Annotated in this window: 15 protein-coding genes; 2 read left to right on the plus strand and 13 right to left on the minus strand. The window is 43.6% G+C overall.

Annotated elements, in window-relative coordinates; genetic code table 11:
• Positions 1-15 precede the first annotated feature (15 nt).
• The 4 genes from CTN07_RS09510 to rpe all read right to left on the minus strand — a co-directional run bounded on the left by CTN07_RS09510 (position 16) and on the right by rpe (position 5,102).
• Positions 16-2,361 (minus strand): ExeM/NucH family extracellular endonuclease, encoded by a 2,346-nt coding sequence (locus tag CTN07_RS09510; RefSeq protein ID WP_005302670.1) that lies wholly within the window; start codon positions 2,359-2,361, stop codon positions 16-18.
• Positions 2,362-2,618: 257 nt separating this feature from the next.
• Entirely contained in the window at positions 2,619-3,641 is a 1,023-nt protein-coding gene (gene trpS / locus CTN07_RS09515) for a tryptophan--tRNA ligase (RefSeq protein WP_005302669.1), read from the minus strand.
• 97 nt (positions 3,642-3,738) lie between these two features.
• Complete coding sequence (locus CTN07_RS09520) at positions 3,739-4,428, minus strand: phosphoglycolate phosphatase (protein WP_005302668.1); 690 nt, start codon at positions 4,426-4,428, stop codon at positions 3,739-3,741.
• Positions 4,428-5,102, minus strand: a complete 675-nt coding sequence (gene rpe / locus CTN07_RS09525; protein ID WP_005302667.1) for a ribulose-phosphate 3-epimerase — start codon at positions 5,100-5,102, stop codon at positions 4,428-4,430. The genes CTN07_RS09520 and rpe overlap by 1 nt, the downstream gene beginning before the upstream one ends.
• 145 nt (positions 5,103-5,247) lie before the next feature.
• Here rpe and CTN07_RS09530 point away from each other — a divergent pair, with 145 nt between their 5' ends.
• Positions 5,248-5,445 carry a DUF2970 domain-containing protein gene (locus CTN07_RS09530; protein WP_036764707.1) on the plus strand — a complete coding sequence of 66 codons (198 nt, stop codon included), beginning with the start codon at positions 5,248-5,250 and terminating at the stop codon, positions 5,443-5,445.
• On the opposite strand, the gene dam is transcribed toward CTN07_RS09530, so the two are convergent.
• The 9 genes from dam to pilM form a co-directional block, all read right to left on the minus strand.
• Positions 5,429-6,271 (minus strand): adenine-specific DNA-methyltransferase, encoded by an 843-nt coding sequence (gene dam / locus CTN07_RS09535; protein ID WP_005302664.1) that lies wholly within the window; start codon positions 6,269-6,271, stop codon positions 5,429-5,431. The genes CTN07_RS09530 and dam overlap by 17 nt on opposite strands.
• A 107-nt stretch (positions 6,272-6,378) precedes the next feature.
• Complete coding sequence (locus CTN07_RS09540) at positions 6,379-7,887, minus strand: SPOR domain-containing protein (RefSeq protein ID WP_005302662.1); 1,509 nt, start codon at positions 7,885-7,887, stop codon at positions 6,379-6,381.
• Positions 7,888-7,901: 14 nt separating this feature from the next.
• Positions 7,902-8,981, minus strand: coding sequence for a 3-dehydroquinate synthase (gene aroB, locus CTN07_RS09545; protein WP_005302661.1), 1,080 nt, complete (start codon positions 8,979-8,981; stop codon positions 7,902-7,904).
• Between the two features lie 29 nt (positions 8,982-9,010).
• Complete coding sequence (gene aroK / locus CTN07_RS09550; RefSeq protein WP_036765246.1) at positions 9,011-9,529, minus strand: shikimate kinase AroK; 519 nt, start codon at positions 9,527-9,529, stop codon at positions 9,011-9,013.
• A 329-nt stretch (positions 9,530-9,858) separates the two neighbouring features.
• On the minus strand, positions 9,859-11,586 hold the full coding sequence (locus CTN07_RS09555) for a type IV pilus secretin PilQ (RefSeq protein ID WP_418005554.1): 1,728 nt from the start codon (positions 11,584-11,586) through the stop codon (positions 9,859-9,861).
• Positions 11,587-11,609: 23 nt separating this feature from the next.
• Positions 11,610-12,125, minus strand: a complete 516-nt coding sequence (locus CTN07_RS09560) for a pilus assembly protein PilP (RefSeq protein WP_036764704.1) — start codon at positions 12,123-12,125, stop codon at positions 11,610-11,612.
• Between the two features lie 8 nt (positions 12,126-12,133).
• Positions 12,134-12,724: a type IV pilus inner membrane component PilO gene (locus tag CTN07_RS09565; protein ID WP_005302656.1), complete on the minus strand. Its 591-nt coding sequence runs from the start codon at positions 12,722-12,724 to the stop codon at positions 12,134-12,136.
• Positions 12,721-13,362: a PilN domain-containing protein gene (locus tag CTN07_RS09570; protein ID WP_005302655.1), complete on the minus strand. Its 642-nt coding sequence runs from the start codon at positions 13,360-13,362 to the stop codon at positions 12,721-12,723. Before CTN07_RS09570 ends, CTN07_RS09565 begins: the two co-directional genes overlap by 4 nt.
• Complete coding sequence (pilM, locus tag CTN07_RS09575) at positions 13,359-14,357, minus strand: type IV pilus biogenesis protein PilM (protein WP_005302654.1); 999 nt, start codon at positions 14,355-14,357, stop codon at positions 13,359-13,361. The genes CTN07_RS09570 and pilM overlap by 4 nt, the downstream gene beginning before the upstream one ends.
• 150 nt (positions 14,358-14,507) lie before the next feature.
• Between pilM and CTN07_RS09580 the strand changes: the two genes are divergently transcribed.
• A complete protein-coding gene (locus CTN07_RS09580) occupies positions 14,508-17,081 on the plus strand; it encodes a penicillin-binding protein 1A (RefSeq protein ID WP_036764701.1) in 2,574 nt (857 codons plus the stop codon).
• The last annotated feature ends 13 nt before the right edge of the window (positions 17,082-17,094 follow it).

Consider the following 17,094-nt stretch of genomic DNA (forward strand, 5'->3'; position numbering starts at 1 on the left):
TACTGTCTTTTTTATCTATTTAATTCGGCAATGATCGCCGTTATACACTGCGGTTAACTTACCAGTCAGTTTTAATGGACTATAACCGCATGGGACTTCATACACACCGTATGCCAGCACACTTAAGCGCACCTTATCACCCGTTGAGATCCCCATCCATTTTAAGAAACTGTCTTGTTCGTCATAGTGACGCGAGTCTCCCCCGAATAACCATGGCTTAGTGCTATCCCAATACCAGCGGTCAAATACTGGATAAATCGGTTGCTCGCTGCGATTGTGAATAGTGAGATTAAAGCCGGGTTGTTTCATTTTGTAATGCAGACTGATAATAACGGGATCGTGGTCAGACGCTGAGTATGGACCTTCTGATTTAGCCAATTCACCACTGTATTTGCGAGAATATTCAAACAAAGCATTTTCTACTGAGTTAATGTGCCAGTCTTCAATACCCACCACTTTTTTGGCCAGTGATTTATTGGCTAAAGCGTGATCTAAACTCCCTAGCTCGCCACCAAAGCTATAAGAGTAACTGTCTTTACCATGCCATTGGGTCGCCAAGTTTTTCAGCCCTAGCCCCTTACCCACTTCTTGTCCGACAGCTTGATACGGAACACCCGCAATTGAGGTACCTGAGGCGGTCATGATCTTACGCTGCGCTTGATTTGGCTTATAATTGGTAAGAACTCGGATAGGATCTTCCATACCATAAGAGTTCATATCACCAATCACAAGCAAATCACCTTTTACTTTCTTTAGCGAATTAGCCAGTACTTGAGCAGCTGAAACTCGAAATGCATTACAACGCCTTTGTAGATCAGCAGGATCAGAATCAAACTCGCCATTAACCCAATCTTCATAACAGCCTGAACCTTTAGACTTCAGATGGTTTACCACTATGGTTAACGTTTTTTGCTTCTGTTTAGCATGATTTACCGTAAAGCTTTGTAATAAACTATCACGCTGATACTTATCTAACTGCTTCTCTTCTCCCTCAGGGCTTGTTCCAACAATGTGCTGCTCTGGCATCCGAATAACTTCAGCATCGCCCTTTGGCGTTACCTTGGCTGGACGATACAACATCGCCACCATAATCGCATCGGAACCGAAATATTGACCTTGGTTTTTATCTTTGGCGGCAATTTCAATAAAGCGGTAGTGTTGCGAGGTATCACTCCATTGTGCGTTGAGATGTTCAACTAAGTTAGCGATAGCACTGTTATCACCAAACCCGTTATTTTCCATCTCCATAATACCGACAATATCGGCATCCATTGCGGTTAATGCATTTACAATTTTGGTGCGTTGCAGTACAAAATCAGCTTCCGTTTTTGCTCCGCGGTTACATCCTTTACTTGCATCTGCATCCGCCTGATCTTGGCAAGTCACATTGAGATCGCCGCCGATACTACTGGCACTAGTAAAGAAGTTTAAAACATTAAAACTGGCCACTTTAAGATTGCTGTCGGTGACGATCTCAGGTGCAACGGTACGGTCTTGATAATGAATAAAGTCTGCACTTGTTACGCTGTTAGTTGGTAAAAGACGATAGTTGTTGTAACTAAAGCCAATAACCCCTTCCAGATTGACGAGACCATCGCCGACTCGAATATAACCCTGCTCAGGATCGAAATCTGGAAAATATGGGATCACGCCATTTGCGGGCTTTTGATCGGTATCGATATAGAGTTGATTGCTACGGTTGGCGTTTGCCAGTGCTTGAGCTTGCTCACTCCCAGCAATATAGATTTGGGTCGGTTTGAGCAGTGGTGCTTGATGAGAAAGCACCATATTATTTCGATATGAGCTGTAATCAAAACCAAAGTTTCGTGTCACCGTTAACTGGCTTTGTTTGGTCAACTTAACCCACATACCTTCATAGCGTTCCATAGCCTGAGCTAATGTTTCGTCCGCTTCGATAACAACTGGAGTTGGCGCTAAAGGTTGTGTCATCGCCCCCAATTCAATCTGATCTGGGTGAGCTACCAATTGGGTCTGCTGGTAATGCTCTTTAACCGGGGCAAGCAAACAGACCTGCATACCGGGTTTCACATCAACATTTAACTTTGAGCCAGTATAAACAAAGATCCCATCTGAGGTTTGAGGGTTGTTATCCCCTTGCGCATCTTGAATAAAGAAACCCTGATAAAGCCCAGTTACCTTCTTTGTAACCACGCCTTGCACAAAATAACTTTCATTACTTTGGTACTGACCCGCAGGAACTAATGGGCTGCGTTCACCATCACCTTGCAATTGATAGATAGGCGTTAATACTTGATCTTGGCAGGTAAATGAATCTGCCAGAGAAGGAAGAGGAGTAACCGCTAAAGCCAAAGCGATTGGGCTATAACAGAGCTTGTTCATATTGCAATCCTTTACATTTGTGGACAATGTCAAAATGGAGAGCAATTATTAAGCAAAGCAGCGTCACCTTAATGTGATAGACGCAACAAAACGCCACTAGATTATATAACTAAAAAGCATTTTTTTGACTCTGCTTCAGAAAGAATAAAAACAGACTGTATTGACTAGACACTCAATAATAACGAGCTGCAATAAAAAAGCTGCCCGTAAATGAGCAGCTTTTTCAGTAATATTTACCAGCAATCTGATGGGTGAAATTACTCAGGACGAGTCACAAAACCTACTGCTTGATATGCTTTTTTCAATACCTCTGCCGCACGAGCAGATGCTTTTTCAGCGCCCTGCTTCATCACGCTATCTAGATAAGCGCGATCGCTACGAATGCGGTGGTACTCAGCTTGTACTGGCTCTAGCATAGCAACCAGAGCTTCACCAACGTCTTTCTTAAATGGGCCGTACATTTCAACGCCAGCATATTGCGCTTCGATTTCAGCAAAAGTCTTACCTGTTGCTGCCGAATACAGACCCATAAGGTTAGAGATACCCGCTTTGTTTTCGATATCAAAGGCGATACGAGGCGGTGTTTCTGCATCCGTTTGCGCCTTATTGATCTTCTTGATGATAGATTTAGGCTCTTCTAGCAAGGTGATCACGTTCTTACGGTTGTCATCAGATTTCGACATTTTCTTAGTCGCATCTTGTAGACTCATCACGCGAGCACCTACCGTTGGAATATACGGTTCAGGAATTTGGAAAATTGGGCTCTCTTCGCTACCGTAGATGTTGTTAAAGCGAGTTGCGATATCACGAGCAAGCTCTAAGTGTTGCTTCTGATCGCTACCTACAGGTACTTGATGTGCGCCATACAATAAGATATCAGCGGCCATCAATACAGGGTAATCAAACAGACCGACATTAACATCATTTGCATGACGCGCTGATTTATCTTTAAACTGCGTCATACGGCTCAACTCACCCATTTGGGTATAACAGTTAAGCAACCAGCCAAGTTGAGCGTGCTCAGGTACGTGAGATTGAACAAACAGGGTACTTTTCTGAGGATCAACACCTACCGCCAAACAAATCGCTAACGCATCCAGTGTCGCTTCGTGCAAGGCTTTTGGATCTTGACGTACAGTAATTGCGTGCAAATCTACTACACAGTACTGACAGTCATAGTCATCTTGCATCTGTTCCCACTGACGCAGCGCACCTAGGTAGTTACCGATACTTAATTCACCAGAAGGCTGCACGCCACTTAGTACAATGGGTTTACTCATGAGGGATAATCCTGTTCTTTAAGTAAAATTTATTCAAACAATAACGGCACTGTTAGACAGCACCGTTGTAATGGAATTCAGTTTACACCGAAATGTACTAGTTACCTAGTCTAAGCACATCAGTGAGTTGGTTAAAGTGATCCAGTACGATGGTTGGCTCACTGGTGCTAATTGGCACACCATAGTTATAACCATAGGTTAAGCCCACGCTTGGTGATGTCGCCGCTTTAGCAGCCAAGATATCATTACGTGAATCACCCACCATCAACAATTCGTTGGCAGCAAGTTGATGTTTTTCCATCAACCAATGTAGCGCAAAAGGATCAGGCTTTTTCAACTCAAAGGTATCACCGCCAATCACATCAACAAAAAATGGAGCAATGCCATATTCTTGTAAAATGCCAGGGACAAACTGCGACGGCTTATTGGTAACCACGGCCATTGGCATACCCGCTTGATGTAACTTCTCAAGTGTTGCTACAACATCAGGGTAAAGCTTCGTTAGCTTATGACCACCATCATGATAAAACTGATCAAACAGCTGTCGAGCCTGACGATGCAATTCTGGGTCTAAATTCGGATCAATATCTGAATTCATCGATAAACAGCGACCAATTAAGATATCCGCGCCATTACCAATCCAAGTGGTGACTTGCTCTAAAGAGACACTTAGACGACCCAATGCTTTCATCGTTTGATCGGCTGCCAATGCCAAATCAGGTACGCTATCAAGCAGCGTACCGTCTAAATCAAAAGCAATAAATTTAATGCCTTCAAGCTGTTTCATTAACGCTTAACCTTAGCCAGTTCCGCACGCATTTGATCAATCACTTCTTTGTAGTCGGGTTGACCAAAGATTGCAGAGCCTGCAACAAACATGTCTGCACCAGCTTCTGCAATTTCGCGAATATTATCAACTTTCACGCCACCATCAATTTCAAGACGAATATCATAACCTGACTCATCAATACGGCGACGCACTTCACGTAACTTATCCAGTGTTGCTGGAATAAAGGACTGACCACCAAAACCTGGGTTTACTGACATCAATAAGATCATATCAATCTTATCCATGATGTAGTCTAAGTGATGGAGTGGTGTTGCAGGATTAAAGACCACACCCGCTTTACAGCCATGCTCTTTAATTAGCTGTAAGGTGCGATCTAGATGTTCCGTTGCTTCAACATGAAACGTGATCATACTCGCGCCCGCTTTAGCAAAGTCAGGAATAATACGATCAACAGGCTTAACCATTAGATGAACATCGATAGGTGCATCAATGCCATAATTGCGAAGAGCCTGACAAATAGGAGCACCAAAAGTCAAATTTGGCACATAGTGGTTATCCATGACATCAAAGTGAACCACATCAGCGCCTGATGCTAACACCTTTTCAACGTCTTCCCCTAAACGCGCAAAATCTGCAGATAAAATCGATGGAGCGATCAAAAAGTCCTTCATGTTCAGCCTCTATACCAAAGATACGAAATTTGGCGCTCATTCTACCTGATTGGGGATATCTTGTCTTAATGGTTTTAATGATTGCTCTGGTTGACAAAGGCGATGGTCAACTACACTAAGATGAAAGTGGGTATGGGAGGGAAAGATGAAGAAGAGGAAACCACTCAAGCAAACCATACTCAGTGTGGCAGCCGCACTCTTTGGCGTGCAATCAAGGCATAACCAACAAAAAGATTTTGCTCAGTTAACGCCTTGGCAAGTAATTATGGTCGCCATTGTGATGATCGCAGTATTGGTTATCCTGCTGATCACCTTAAGCTATGTACTCAGTCAGAGATTGTAGTGTCACTGTTTGTTGGACGAAACAGCGCTAACAACTCATCGACTTTATTGCGTCCATTGCCATTGCGACTGATGGTGCGTTTTACTTTGACAACCGACAACTCGGCACCGATATATAAACGGCGAGTTAATGTTGTATCGTGGTTTGAAATCAAAACTGCAATATCTCGTTCTCGCGCTGCACGTTCAGCCACATCAGCCAATGCGGCTTGATCGTCTAAACTAAAGCCATTTCCCGCATAAGAGGTAAAATTAGCCGTTGTTGATAACGGAGCATACGGTGGATCGCAGTAAATAACACTGCCTTTTCGAGCTCGAGAAAAAGTCTGCTGATAACCTTCACACACAAATGTGGCACGTTTGGCTTTTTCTGCGAAATAATACATTTCTTGCTCAGGGAAATACGGTTTTTTATAAGAGCCAAATGGCACATTAAAACCGCCCTTTTTATTGTATCGACACAAACCATTAAAGCCGTGACGATTCATATAAAGGAAGTACAGTGAGCGTTGATATGGGTCATGACTTTTATTGAATTCGGAACGAATACGCAAATACTCTTCCTTACAGTTAAATTCAGGCGTAAACAATCGCTTCGCATCTGCAATAAACTGTTCAGGACGATCTTTGAGAATATTGTATAAATTGATAAGGTCAGGATTGATATCGGCCAACAAGTAGTGCTCAAAATCTGTATTCAAAAACACAGAGCCAGCCCCTACAAACGGCTCGACCAACTTGCGCGCAGGTGGCAAATGACGCTCGATATCCTCAACCAGAGAATATTTACCTCCAGCCCATTTTAGGAATGCACGATGCTTTTTCATTCAGCTAACCTACCACCAATACCACGTTTGTCATGAAAGGTGGCGGATTGTACCTCATTTCCCCCCGCCTCTGATACCTATTGCGCTAAATATCTCACCCAATGGTCTTATTTTACTCGATTCATTTCTTTTTGAATTTGCGCATAAGATTTTGGCCAAGGTTTTAAGGCTTGAACCTCATGAGATAACTGGTTTTTTGCCCGTTTTGCTTGTGTTGCTGAAGAGTAATCACCGATTACGACAATAAACCATGCTTTGCCCTGACGTTCAGTTTGGTAAATATGGGCCGATTCCGTGACTCCATACTTAGCTACGAATTGCTTCGCTTGTTGCCATGAATGCACCGCGGCCAATTGTAATGCGTAATGACGTGAGTTGACCTGCTGTAAGATCTGCTTATCACTATGCTGATTATTATGAGATATAGGCTGAGGCGTATCGTGCTGCTTGAGTGATTTATCCAAACTCTTTGCTGGTTGCTCCGGCTCTGGCTTAACACTTTCAGATATAGGTTCTGATTCACTTAACGGCGTAGTTGTTGCCTGAGGTGAAGTTACAGAAGATGGATGAACGTTAGCCGGATCTAAAGCATTAATCTCAGCATCACTAAAATGGGTTTGTGCTCCTACTAATCCAAGAGCCTGATCGCCCATCATGGCATCAACGACTTGAGCCGGTACAACAACACGCTTATCAGTGTCAGTTCGACCTACCGTTAACCCTTCTTGAGTCACTTCTGGAGGTAAAGCGGCCGTATCCTCAGTTGGCTCACCAGAGCTTATTAACTCTTTTCCCTCCATGACTTGGCTTGCCGAAGAATCGATAGCAGAATCTTCCGATGGTTTCGATTCGGGCCATAACCACAATAATGCAACTACTAATGCAAACAGGACTCCTATCAATAGCCCGGTTCGTGGCGATAATTGGTGTGATGCTGTCATACTAACCTCCTCCCCTGGTGGTTGAGTATCCTCGTCGAGTTGACCGGGAAATGCGAAACTGTGCTGATAGCGTAACTTAAGCTCGCGTCGCTTTTGTAGGTCCTGCTCATAACAATGTTCAATCAGTTGTAACACTTCATTGGCTGGCAAAGGGGCAATTTCAAGCTCTAACGGTATTTCGCTCTGCCCATGGGTCATTTTGGCAAGAGGCTGAGCAATCACATCGGGTTCTGTAAATAATAGAACATTGAGCTGCCAGTCTGCCTGTTGATTAGCATGACAGACCAGTTCCCACAATTCTGCCAAAATCGGAATAGAAAGATAATGGGCATTATCAACCACCAGCAAGCAATGTAATCGGTCACTGCTTAACATGTGACTGACGCTTTGCAACAAAGAATCTTGCTCATTAAAGGGTTTGGTTGGTACCAACTGTTGCAGTAATTGAGTTCGAACGCTGGTAAGAGACATATCAGGCTCAGCACTCAATAACACTTGATGCTGTTCTGGCGAGAAATGTTCAAGATAACAATGAAGTAATTCAGTTTTCCCTGCACCAAATGGGCCAGAGATTTGAATTAGGTGAGAACTAAACTGAGTAACAAACTGTAAGCGAGATAGGAATTGGATCTGGCTATCCAGATCCAACCGAGTTGTTGCATCGTGACCAATCATAATGACTGTTCACACTACGCTTTAATGACACGACGCAAAACATCGTGAGGTACATCCGACACCACTTCAGCCGAGCCAATGGCTGTTGGTAACACTAAACGTAACTGACCTGATAGCACTTTCTTATCACGCATCATATGCTGCATAAAACTATCATAGGTCATTGATTCCGGAGCTTTTACCGGAAGATTAGCACGCTCGTGTAGTCGAATGATACGAGTAACATCCTGTTGAGTTAACATACCTTGTGCTAAAGCTGTATTTGCTGCCAAAACTGTTCCTGCCGATACCGCTTCACCGTGCAGCCAGTTTCCGTAGCCCATTTCAGCTTCAATTGCATGACCAAAAGTATGGCCTAGATTCAACAATGCTCGAACACCTGACTCTTTCTCATCTGCCGCCACAACATCCGCTTTGATCTGACAACAACGGGCGATGGCATAAGATAAAGCTTGATTATCCAGTGCTTGTAATGCAGCTAAATTCTCTTCAAGCCAACAAAAGAAATCGTAATCGGCAATGATGCCATATTTGATCACTTCAGCCATTCCTGCCGCAAACTCACGAGCAGGTAAGGTTTGTAAGCAATGATTATCGATCACTACTGCCTTTGGCTGATAAAAAGCACCAATCATATTTTTGCCTAAAGGGTGATTCACTGCGGTTTTACCACCAACAGAAGAATCCACTTGAGCCAACAATGTGGTTGGTACCTGTATAAAATCGACCCCACGTTGGTAGGTAGCTGCAGCAAATCCGACGATATCGCCGATCACACCGCCACCTAACGCAACTAATACGACATCGCGACCATAATTTCCTTGTAACAGGAACGTCATGATCTGATTAAACGTATCAAGGGTTTTGTATTGTTCACCATCAGAGAGAGACAGCAGAACAACATCAGAACTTATTTGGCGTAGCGTCGCTATTATCTGCTCTGCATACAAAGGTGCCACGGTGTCATTACTGATCACCACAACTCGTTGTTTTGCAGTAATTGAAGATTCAAATAAAGCTGCAGTTGCAAACAACTTCGCTCCAATTGAAATCGGATAGCTTCTCTCACCTAAGTTGACGTCGATCCTTTCCATGGTCTGCCTCTCTTTAAATCTGATGGCTATTAACGCTCTTCTAGCATTTTGATGATCTGGTTAGCTACGACTTTCGCGCTTTGATCATCAGTACGAACCACATAATCTGACACTTCTGTGTACAGTGGGTTACGTTCTTCAGCTAGAGCTTCTAGTACTTCACGAGGCGTATCTGTTTGAAGAAGAGGACGCTTTTTATCACGTTGAGTACGAGCTAACTGCTTCTCGATGGTCGTTTCAAGATAAACAACAACACCTCGAGCAGACAGACGGTTACGGTTTTCTTTGCTCATAACCGAGCCACCACCTGTCGCAAGAACAATGCCTTGCTCTTGCGTTAAATCGTCAATGACTTTTTCTTCGCGAACACGAAAGCCTTCTTCACCTTCAACGTCAAAAACCCAGCTAATATCAGCGCCAGTACGCTCTTCAATCTCAGTGTCTGAGTCAAAGAATTCCATATGTAGCTGTTGAGCTAGATGTCTACCAATTGTGCTTTTGCCGGCACCCATAGGACCGACTAAGAAAATATTTCGTTTTTCAGCCATTTTTAGCAATTTACGCGCGGTTAGTAAAACGACACTGCCCCGCAAGCTTGTTCAAAAAGCTCGAGGCACCGAGTTCCTCACATATAATTCGTGATAAGACAGAAAATTATCTCAGGACTGGCCGTCATTTGGCAATAGTTAACACCGAGCAAAGCGCATTTAATTATCACAGAGACTAACTTTCAGCAGCTTATCACCATGTTTCAGCTAATCAATCATGCGAAAGTTCACGTATTTTCAGTTCAATAGCGACAGACTCATACCAAATAACAAAATAGCCGAATTATCATAACACGATAATTCGGCTATTAATTAAACAATAATAGTGATTACTGGGTGATAATTTTGGGTGTGACGAAAATCAACAGTTCACGCTTGCCCATCTCTTGCAGCTTATGACGGAACAATACGCCCAATCCTGGAATATCGCCCAACAAAGGGACTTTACGGACAGAATTATTCACCTGATGCTGATAGATACCCCCTAAGACTACAGTCTCGCCATTATTGACCAGAACTTGCGTGCCAATTCGTTGAGTATCGATAGCGACCGCTTCTCCGGTTCCGGTAACAACTGTTTCCCCTACTTTATCTTGCGTTACCAGCAGATCGAGCACCAATTTATCATCAGGGGTAATTTGTGGTGTGACCATCAAACTCAATACGGCCTTTTTAAAGTCTACCGATACCGCACCACTAGACGCCGCTTCTAAATAAGGGATCTCTGTACCTTGTTCGATGTAAGCCGCTTTTTTATTGGTGGTTACTAATCGAGGACTAGAAATAATCTCTGCTTTCGATTCTGCCTGTAGAGCGGATAATTCAAGATCGAGCAAAATATCGCCCAGTTTTGCCACCTGAAATGCAATACTCGATGCCCCAGGAGTAATTGCACCTAAATTTACATTTAAGAAATCATCAACAGTCGCGTCATCACCCAATAAGCCCGAACTGGCCAAGTTACCTTCAATTGAGCCCCCAATGGTTGTACTACCGTTTTGATTAACGACACCCCAACGTACCCCTAACTCGTCAATATCCCCTTCATCAACAGTAACAATACGAGCTTCTATCTGAACCTGTTTAACGGGAATATCCAGTGCCGTGATAATCTCTTCAATGCTATCAATACTCTCAGGGATATCTTTGATGATAATGGCATTAGTACGCTCATCAACATGCAAAGACCCGCGTTGAGATAGCATACTGACTCCATCTTTCGTTCCGAGTAAAAGGTCTGCGATATCTCCTGCTTTAGCGTAATTAATTTGAATCAGCTCCGAACGAAGCGAAGCTAACTCATCTTCTTTACGTTTGGCTTCCATCTCTTGACGCTCATTGGTTGCCAACTCAGATTTTGGCGCAATCAGTACCACAGAACCTTGAACTCGTTTATCCAAGCCTTTTGATTGCAAAATAATATCGAGTACTTGTGGCCAAGGCACATCATCAAGACGTAAGGTCACATTACCCTGCACAGTATCGGAAACCACGAGATTAAAATCATTATATTCGGCAACCAACTGCAATACGTTACGCACAGGAACATCTTGGAAGTTAATGGAGATGGGCTTACCTTTATAATCAATTTTGCCTTGCTTAGCCTTGGCTGTACTGCTGGCTTTCTTTTTCTGGGCGTTCAAAACAACTTCAAGACGAGAGCCTTTTAATTGGTAATCATAGTCAAACACGCCAGCCATATTGAGAATAAGCTTACTGCCTTTCTCGGTGCGAAATGTTTCAATCGAACGGACAACCGTTGCAAAGTCGACCACATCGAGTACATACAACATGTCATCTTTAATCGCGGTATCAAAGATATCGATGTGTAATTGCTTTCCTGAACGGCGCATATCAACCAAAGATTGAGGTTTGGCTAACTGAACAGTGAGCACGCCTCGTCCACGGTTATCACGCTTAAAATCTAAGCCGGTGATTTGGTTATTCACAATATTCATGCCAGCAGCAATGGCAGCTTGGGAGAGACCAAGCCAACAGCACAACATAACTACCCAACAACGTTGCCAACCCAAGTTGACCGATAACATCCTTTTCATGCGTAAATTTGCCTCTTCCATCATTACTGCTGCGCCAACATTAACGGTACAGTTCGCTTAATCCAGCATCCTGTACCATCTGGCAAAATTTCTTCTACACTGACTTTACGAGAAGTCACTTCAACAATTCGACCATGGTTCAATCCCATATATGAATCTGTGGTGACCTTCATTAACTTGCCTTCTGGGGTATAAATTAATGCCCAAAGCTGAGACCCATCGCCTAACACGCCCTTCATGGCTAACTGCTCTAAGGGGAAAGTTTCTAGTGGCGTTTTAATCCGAGCTAAATTAGGTTGCCAGCACGCTTTATTGCCACCATCACCACTTTCTTGATGCTCAGGTAATGGACGTAAGAACGGCACGCGATCTCGCGTCATCACAAAATCATCAGCGACAAAATCATCGACTTGAGGAAGCGGTTCCACTTTTGCTCGCGCAGTTTGATGCGCATCTTGGATAAATTGCGTTAACGAATCATCATTTGCTCGACAACCCATCAACCCCAACATCAGTACCCAAACAATAGATTGCTTCATCGTGTACCTCATTGCGTTTTGGGTGCTTTAAAGCGATAAGTGCTCGCAGAAACCTTCATGGCAAGGGTCTCTTGCAATCCCTTTTGCTCTATCATCTTTAGATCAATATCTTTAAGATTAACGATTCGGGACAGCCGAGCGACTGATGCTGCAAAATGGCCCATCTGTTTGTAACTGCCCGTTAACTGCATGTTGATTGGCAATTCGTAATACCACTCTTGTTCCCGAATAGGTGCCCACTCAATCGACTGAAACTCCAAACCACTACGCACACCAATATCATTTATCCCAGCCAGTAGCGTGGCGAGTTCTTTCTCTACCGGTAGCTGCTTCATCACTTTGTCGTAACGTCGATTAAGTTCTTCAATCTGCTCTTTCATAATCGGCAGAGCGGCAACTTGAGACGCTCGGTTAGTCAAACGCATTTTAAGCTCAACCTCTTGCTGTTTAATCTGAGCAAGCTGCTCACTTTTAGGGGTCAACCAATACCAATACCCAACAGCAATTAATAACCCTGCAAGCAGTAACGCCACCAAGCATTGAGGCAGCAAAGGCCAATCAGCCATTTCATCAAGCTCTAAATCCTGCCACTCTTTCATTGCGTAACTTCCTTTAACTCCTGATGCTGTGGTGCAGTGACGGCCTTTTTATTTGCTTCAATCTGTTGCGCTATTTTTAAGGCACGTTCGTGAGGCTTTAACATAAAGAACGAAGCACTAAATTTAGTGATATCTTCTGCATTTACCCCTTTAGTTGCTAAAATTGAGTGCATAGAAACATCTTTAAGCCACAATGACTGTTCCGCATTCGATAAAAGATTCGCTAAACGGCCATTTGAATCGCCATGCCCAGTTACTGAAACATTACCGGCTTTCAAACTCAGATCATTTAAATACACTCCATGCGGTACGAGTTCTGGTAATACACTAAATAAGTTGGTGACTCGATTACGCTCGGTCTGAATTTCAGTGATCACCGCAAGCCGCTTATTTAATTCAGCACGCTGCTTATCCAATTTTGGCAGCAGAGCCAAACGTTGTTCTAGCTTTTGAATCTCTTGCGAAATGATGGCATTACGCTGTTGTTGAATCTGTTGTTGTTGCTCTAGATAGCTACCAGCCGTAAACACGCCACCTAAACTCAACAGGACCGAGCCCAGAAGAATGGCGTAGAATCGTTGTTGATGCTGTTTACGTTTTTGCTCTCGCCATGGCAGGAGGTTAAGCTTCTGAATCATGCTTCAAACCCTCTCAGAGCTAAACCCATTGCTACCGCATACTGACTCGTCATCACGGTACTTGGTAAGTACTCTACTTCTTTTCCAACAGGCAAATAGGAAAATGGCTGGACCCACTCCACTTGGATCTTAAGAGCATCTTGCAGCATTTGCTCAATCACCAATGCTTGGCTGCCCCCACATAGCCACACCCCTTGTAACGGCGAACGAGGTTGGGTTGAGTTATAGAGCTGAATTTGCCGTTTTAGATGATCAATAAGCTGACGGGTAAAAGTCTCTTCTTCATCAGCTAACAGTAATGTCGGTGTATTTTTATCTAGGTGTTTTGCATGTCTTGCACCAAAAGCAATTTCACGACGATACACCCCACCCATTGCGGGTTTTACACAAAATTCAGTATGACGTTTACCGATATCAATCACGCCCCACTGCTCTTGCAACCCCGACATTTCCGTTAAATGCTCAGCAAGCCATAACAGACCATTGGTTTGCAGTTCCATCACCTGTGTTTTAAATCCTGCTTTTTTGGCCACCTCTAATCGAGCAGAAATGGTGTCACGCCGGGCCGCAAAAATTTGGAATGGAACGGTACTTCCAATATCTTGAAAGCGATCGCTGTTGTTAAGCGGATAAAAATCTAGCCATAACTCATCAAGGGGGAATGGCGATGAAGCCCCCAACGCTTGGCTAATAGCAAATTCAGTTTCATCATCACTGAGCGATGTATCCAGTTGGACAATTTTGCTGATCACTGCACTATCTGGTAATGCCAAAACCACACGTTTTGCAGCTCTTGGTAGATGCTTTTTTAATTTACGCATAGCTGACAACAACACTGTACTATTTACGCTATGCTGATCGTTTACTGCTGGGGTCGATAGTACGATTTCGGCAAATGCTGCAAGTTCTAACTGTTCTTTTTTTTGCTGCACAACAACAGCTTTTATGCTGTGGCTACCAATATCTATCCCAACACTTAATGGGTTTCGAAACATACCGTGCTATGCTCCCTCAATCACGGAAAAGCAAACTAGTTCAAATAAACGCCAGTTAAGGCATTAATTTTCTTTTCGTTATCTTTATACTAATGTGTGAAAGATAATGGATAATGCCCAGTTGAACGATGGCGTAACGGGAAAACTCAAGTGAAGTTCATAAAGCGATTAGTAATATTTGCATTTATTTGCATAATTCTTGGAGTCGGTACAATTTTTGGTCTGTACCTTTACGTAAAACCTGAACTCCCAGATGTTGCAACCTTAAAGAATGTTGAGCTCCAAACCCCGATGATGGTTTACAGCTCAGACGGTAAGTTGATTTCGCAATTTGGTGAAAAACGACGTATCCCGTTGTCAATTAAAGAGATGCCACCTTTGTTGGTTGATGCTTTCATTGCCACCGAAGACAGTCGTTTCTATGAACACCATGGCGTGGATCCAATTGGTATTGCTCGTGCAGCCTTTGTGGTTTTAACCTCAGGTTCTGCTCGTCAAGGTGCCAGTACGATTACCCAGCAGTTAGCACGAAACTTCTTTTTGTCTAACGAAAAAACCCTAATGCGTAAGATCAAGGAAGTCTTTATTGCTGTTCATATCGAGCAATTGCTAACAAAAGATGAAATTCTTGAACTTTACTTAAATAAGATTTACCTCGGTTACCGTGCTTACGGTGTAGGTGCTGCGGCACAAGTCTATTTTGGGAAAACAGTCGACCAACTTACGCTCAGTGAAATAGCCGTTATTGCAGGTCTGCCAAAAGCACCGTCAACCATGAACCCAATTTACTCGTTGGATCGTTCAACTACCCGTCGTAATGTGGTACTAGGTCGAATGCTTGATGAAGGCTACATCACCAAAGCACAAATGGACCAAGCACGCTCTGAGCCAATTATTGCTCGTTACCATGGTGCAGAAATCGAGTTATATGCCCCTTACTTTGCCGAACGAGCTCGTGCTTGGGCTGTAAACCGTTATGGTGAAGATGCTTATACTTCTGGGCTAAAAGTCTTTACTACAGTAAGTTCTAAGCTACAACTTGATGCGCAAAATGCTGCGATTGATAACCTAATCAATTACGACCATCGTCACGGTTACCGCGGTGCAACTGCAACGGTCTGGAAATCAGGTGAAGCAGCATGGAACATCAATGAACTGGTCAACTATCTGGCGAAACAACCACAGTATGGCAAGCTTATTCCAGCGGTTGTGACTAAAGTTCACGCTAAGTCTGCAGAGGTTGTTGTTAAAGGTGGAATTCGAGCGACAATTGATTGGTCCGGCATGAACTGGGCTCGTAAATACATCTCAGATACTCGTCAAGGTTCTGCACCGAAAAGTGCTGGCGCTATCTTAACCGCAGGTCAAGAGATTTGGGTCCAAGAAAAGACCACAACAACAGCTGCTACCGATACGAAAGCAGCTGTGACTCACACAAGTTGGATGCTAAGCCAGATCCCAAGTGCAAATACGGCATTTGTTGCTATCTCGCCTGAAAATGGTGCGGTACTTGCGATGGTGGGTGGCTTTAACTACGCCCACAGTAAGTTTAACCGTGCAACCCAGTCTATTCGCCAAGTTGGTTCAAGTATCAAGCCATTTATTTATTCAGCGGCAATTGATAAAGGACTGACTCTAGGCACGCTAATTAATGATGCTCCGATTACGAAGTGGGATAAGTGGCAAGGTACGGTTTGGCGTCCAAAAAATGCTAACAACCGTTACGGCGGTCCAACTCGTGCTCGTATTGGTCTAGCTCGCTCAATTAACGTTATGGCAATCCGCGCCCTTCGTATTGCAGGGCTTGATTTTACAATTGATTATCTAACTCGTTTTGGCTTTAAACGTTCAGACTTACCTCGTGCTGAGCCTCTAGCATTGGGTGCTGGTAGTTTAACTCCATTAGAAGTGGCACAAGGTTTTGCGGTGTTTGCTAATGGTGGTTACTTGGTTAAGCCTTTCTTTATCGACCATGTTGAAGATGCTTATGACCATGTTATTTACCAAGCTAATCCTGCCATTGCCTGTGATCAAAGTTGTCAGAAAAAGAATCTGCACCCAATTACGGTCGATCCTAATATTGATGACCCACAAGTTGTTGAAAAGATTACTCAAGCAAGTGATAGCGATCACGATGTGGCAACCGACACAACCACAGAGAGTCTCGTTAAATACGCCCCACAAGTTATCACGGAACAGAATGCCTTCTTAGTCCGTGAAATGTTAGAAAGTAACATCTGGGGTGGTCAAGGTTGGAATGGTACTGGTTGGCGCGCTAAGGTACTAAAACGCCACGATATCGGTGGTAAAACAGGTACAACTAACAATGCAAAAGACGCATGGTATTCAGGCTTTGGACCGGGAATTGTCGCAACAACTTGGGTTGGTTTTGATGACCACCGCCGTAATTTAGGCCGTACCAGTTGGAACAATAACTTAGGTAAAAACCAGACCATGGGTGGCGAGTTTGGTGGTAATGCGGCACAACCTGGTTGGATCGCCTTTATGAAGCAGGCATTGCAAGATACACCAGAGCAAGAAAAGCAAATTCCAGATGGTATTATTAGCGTTCGTATTGATCGTTCAACAGGTCAATTATCAAATGCTAATAACTCAAGCTCAATGTATGAGTATTTCATTGAAGGTACCGAACCTAAGCATACGGTTATTCAAGTGAAAAAAGAGACCAGTTTCGATACTGATACCGCTGAAGAGCTATTCTAATATCAAGGCTATT

Source organism: Photobacterium damselae, from assembly GCF_003026815.1.
Taxonomy (GTDB): Bacteria; Pseudomonadota; Gammaproteobacteria; order Enterobacterales; family Vibrionaceae; genus Photobacterium; species Photobacterium damselae.

Coding starts and splice junctions, on each gene's coding strand:
- CTN07_RS09510 (WP_005302670.1), bottom strand. CDS start 2,361: ATGAACAAGCTCTGTTATAGCCCAATCGCTTTGGCTTTAGCGGTTACT.
- trpS (WP_005302669.1), bottom strand. CDS start 3,641: ATGAGTAAACCCATTGTACTAAGTGGCGTGCAGCCTTCTGGTGAATTA.
- CTN07_RS09520 (WP_005302668.1), bottom strand. CDS start 4,428: ATGAAACAGCTTGAAGGCATTAAATTTATTGCTTTTGATTTAGACGGT.
- rpe (WP_005302667.1), bottom strand. CDS start 5,102: ATGAAGGACTTTTTGATCGCTCCATCGATTTTATCTGCAGATTTTGCG.
- CTN07_RS09530 (WP_036764707.1), top strand. CDS start 5,248: ATGAAGAAGAGGAAACCACTCAAGCAAACCATACTCAGTGTGGCAGCC.
- dam (WP_005302664.1), bottom strand. CDS start 6,271: ATGAAAAAGCATCGTGCATTCCTAAAATGGGCTGGAGGTAAATATTCT.
- CTN07_RS09540 (WP_005302662.1), bottom strand. CDS start 7,887: ATGATTGGTCACGATGCAACAACTCGGTTGGATCTGGATAGCCAGATC.
- aroB (WP_005302661.1), bottom strand. CDS start 8,981: ATGGAAAGGATCGACGTCAACTTAGGTGAGAGAAGCTATCCGATTTCA.
- aroK (WP_036765246.1), bottom strand. CDS start 9,529: ATGGCTGAAAAACGAAATATTTTCTTAGTCGGTCCTATGGGTGCCGGC.
- CTN07_RS09555 (WP_418005554.1), bottom strand. CDS start 11,586: ATGAAAAGGATGTTATCGGTCAACTTGGGTTGGCAACGTTGTTGGGTA.
- CTN07_RS09560 (WP_036764704.1), bottom strand. CDS start 12,125: ATGAAGCAATCTATTGTTTGGGTACTGATGTTGGGGTTGATGGGTTGT.
- CTN07_RS09565 (WP_005302656.1), bottom strand. CDS start 12,724: ATGAAAGAGTGGCAGGATTTAGAGCTTGATGAAATGGCTGATTGGCCT.
- CTN07_RS09570 (WP_005302655.1), bottom strand. CDS start 13,362: ATGATTCAGAAGCTTAACCTCCTGCCATGGCGAGAGCAAAAACGTAAA.
- pilM (WP_005302654.1), bottom strand. CDS start 14,357: ATGTTTCGAAACCCATTAAGTGTTGGGATAGATATTGGTAGCCACAGC.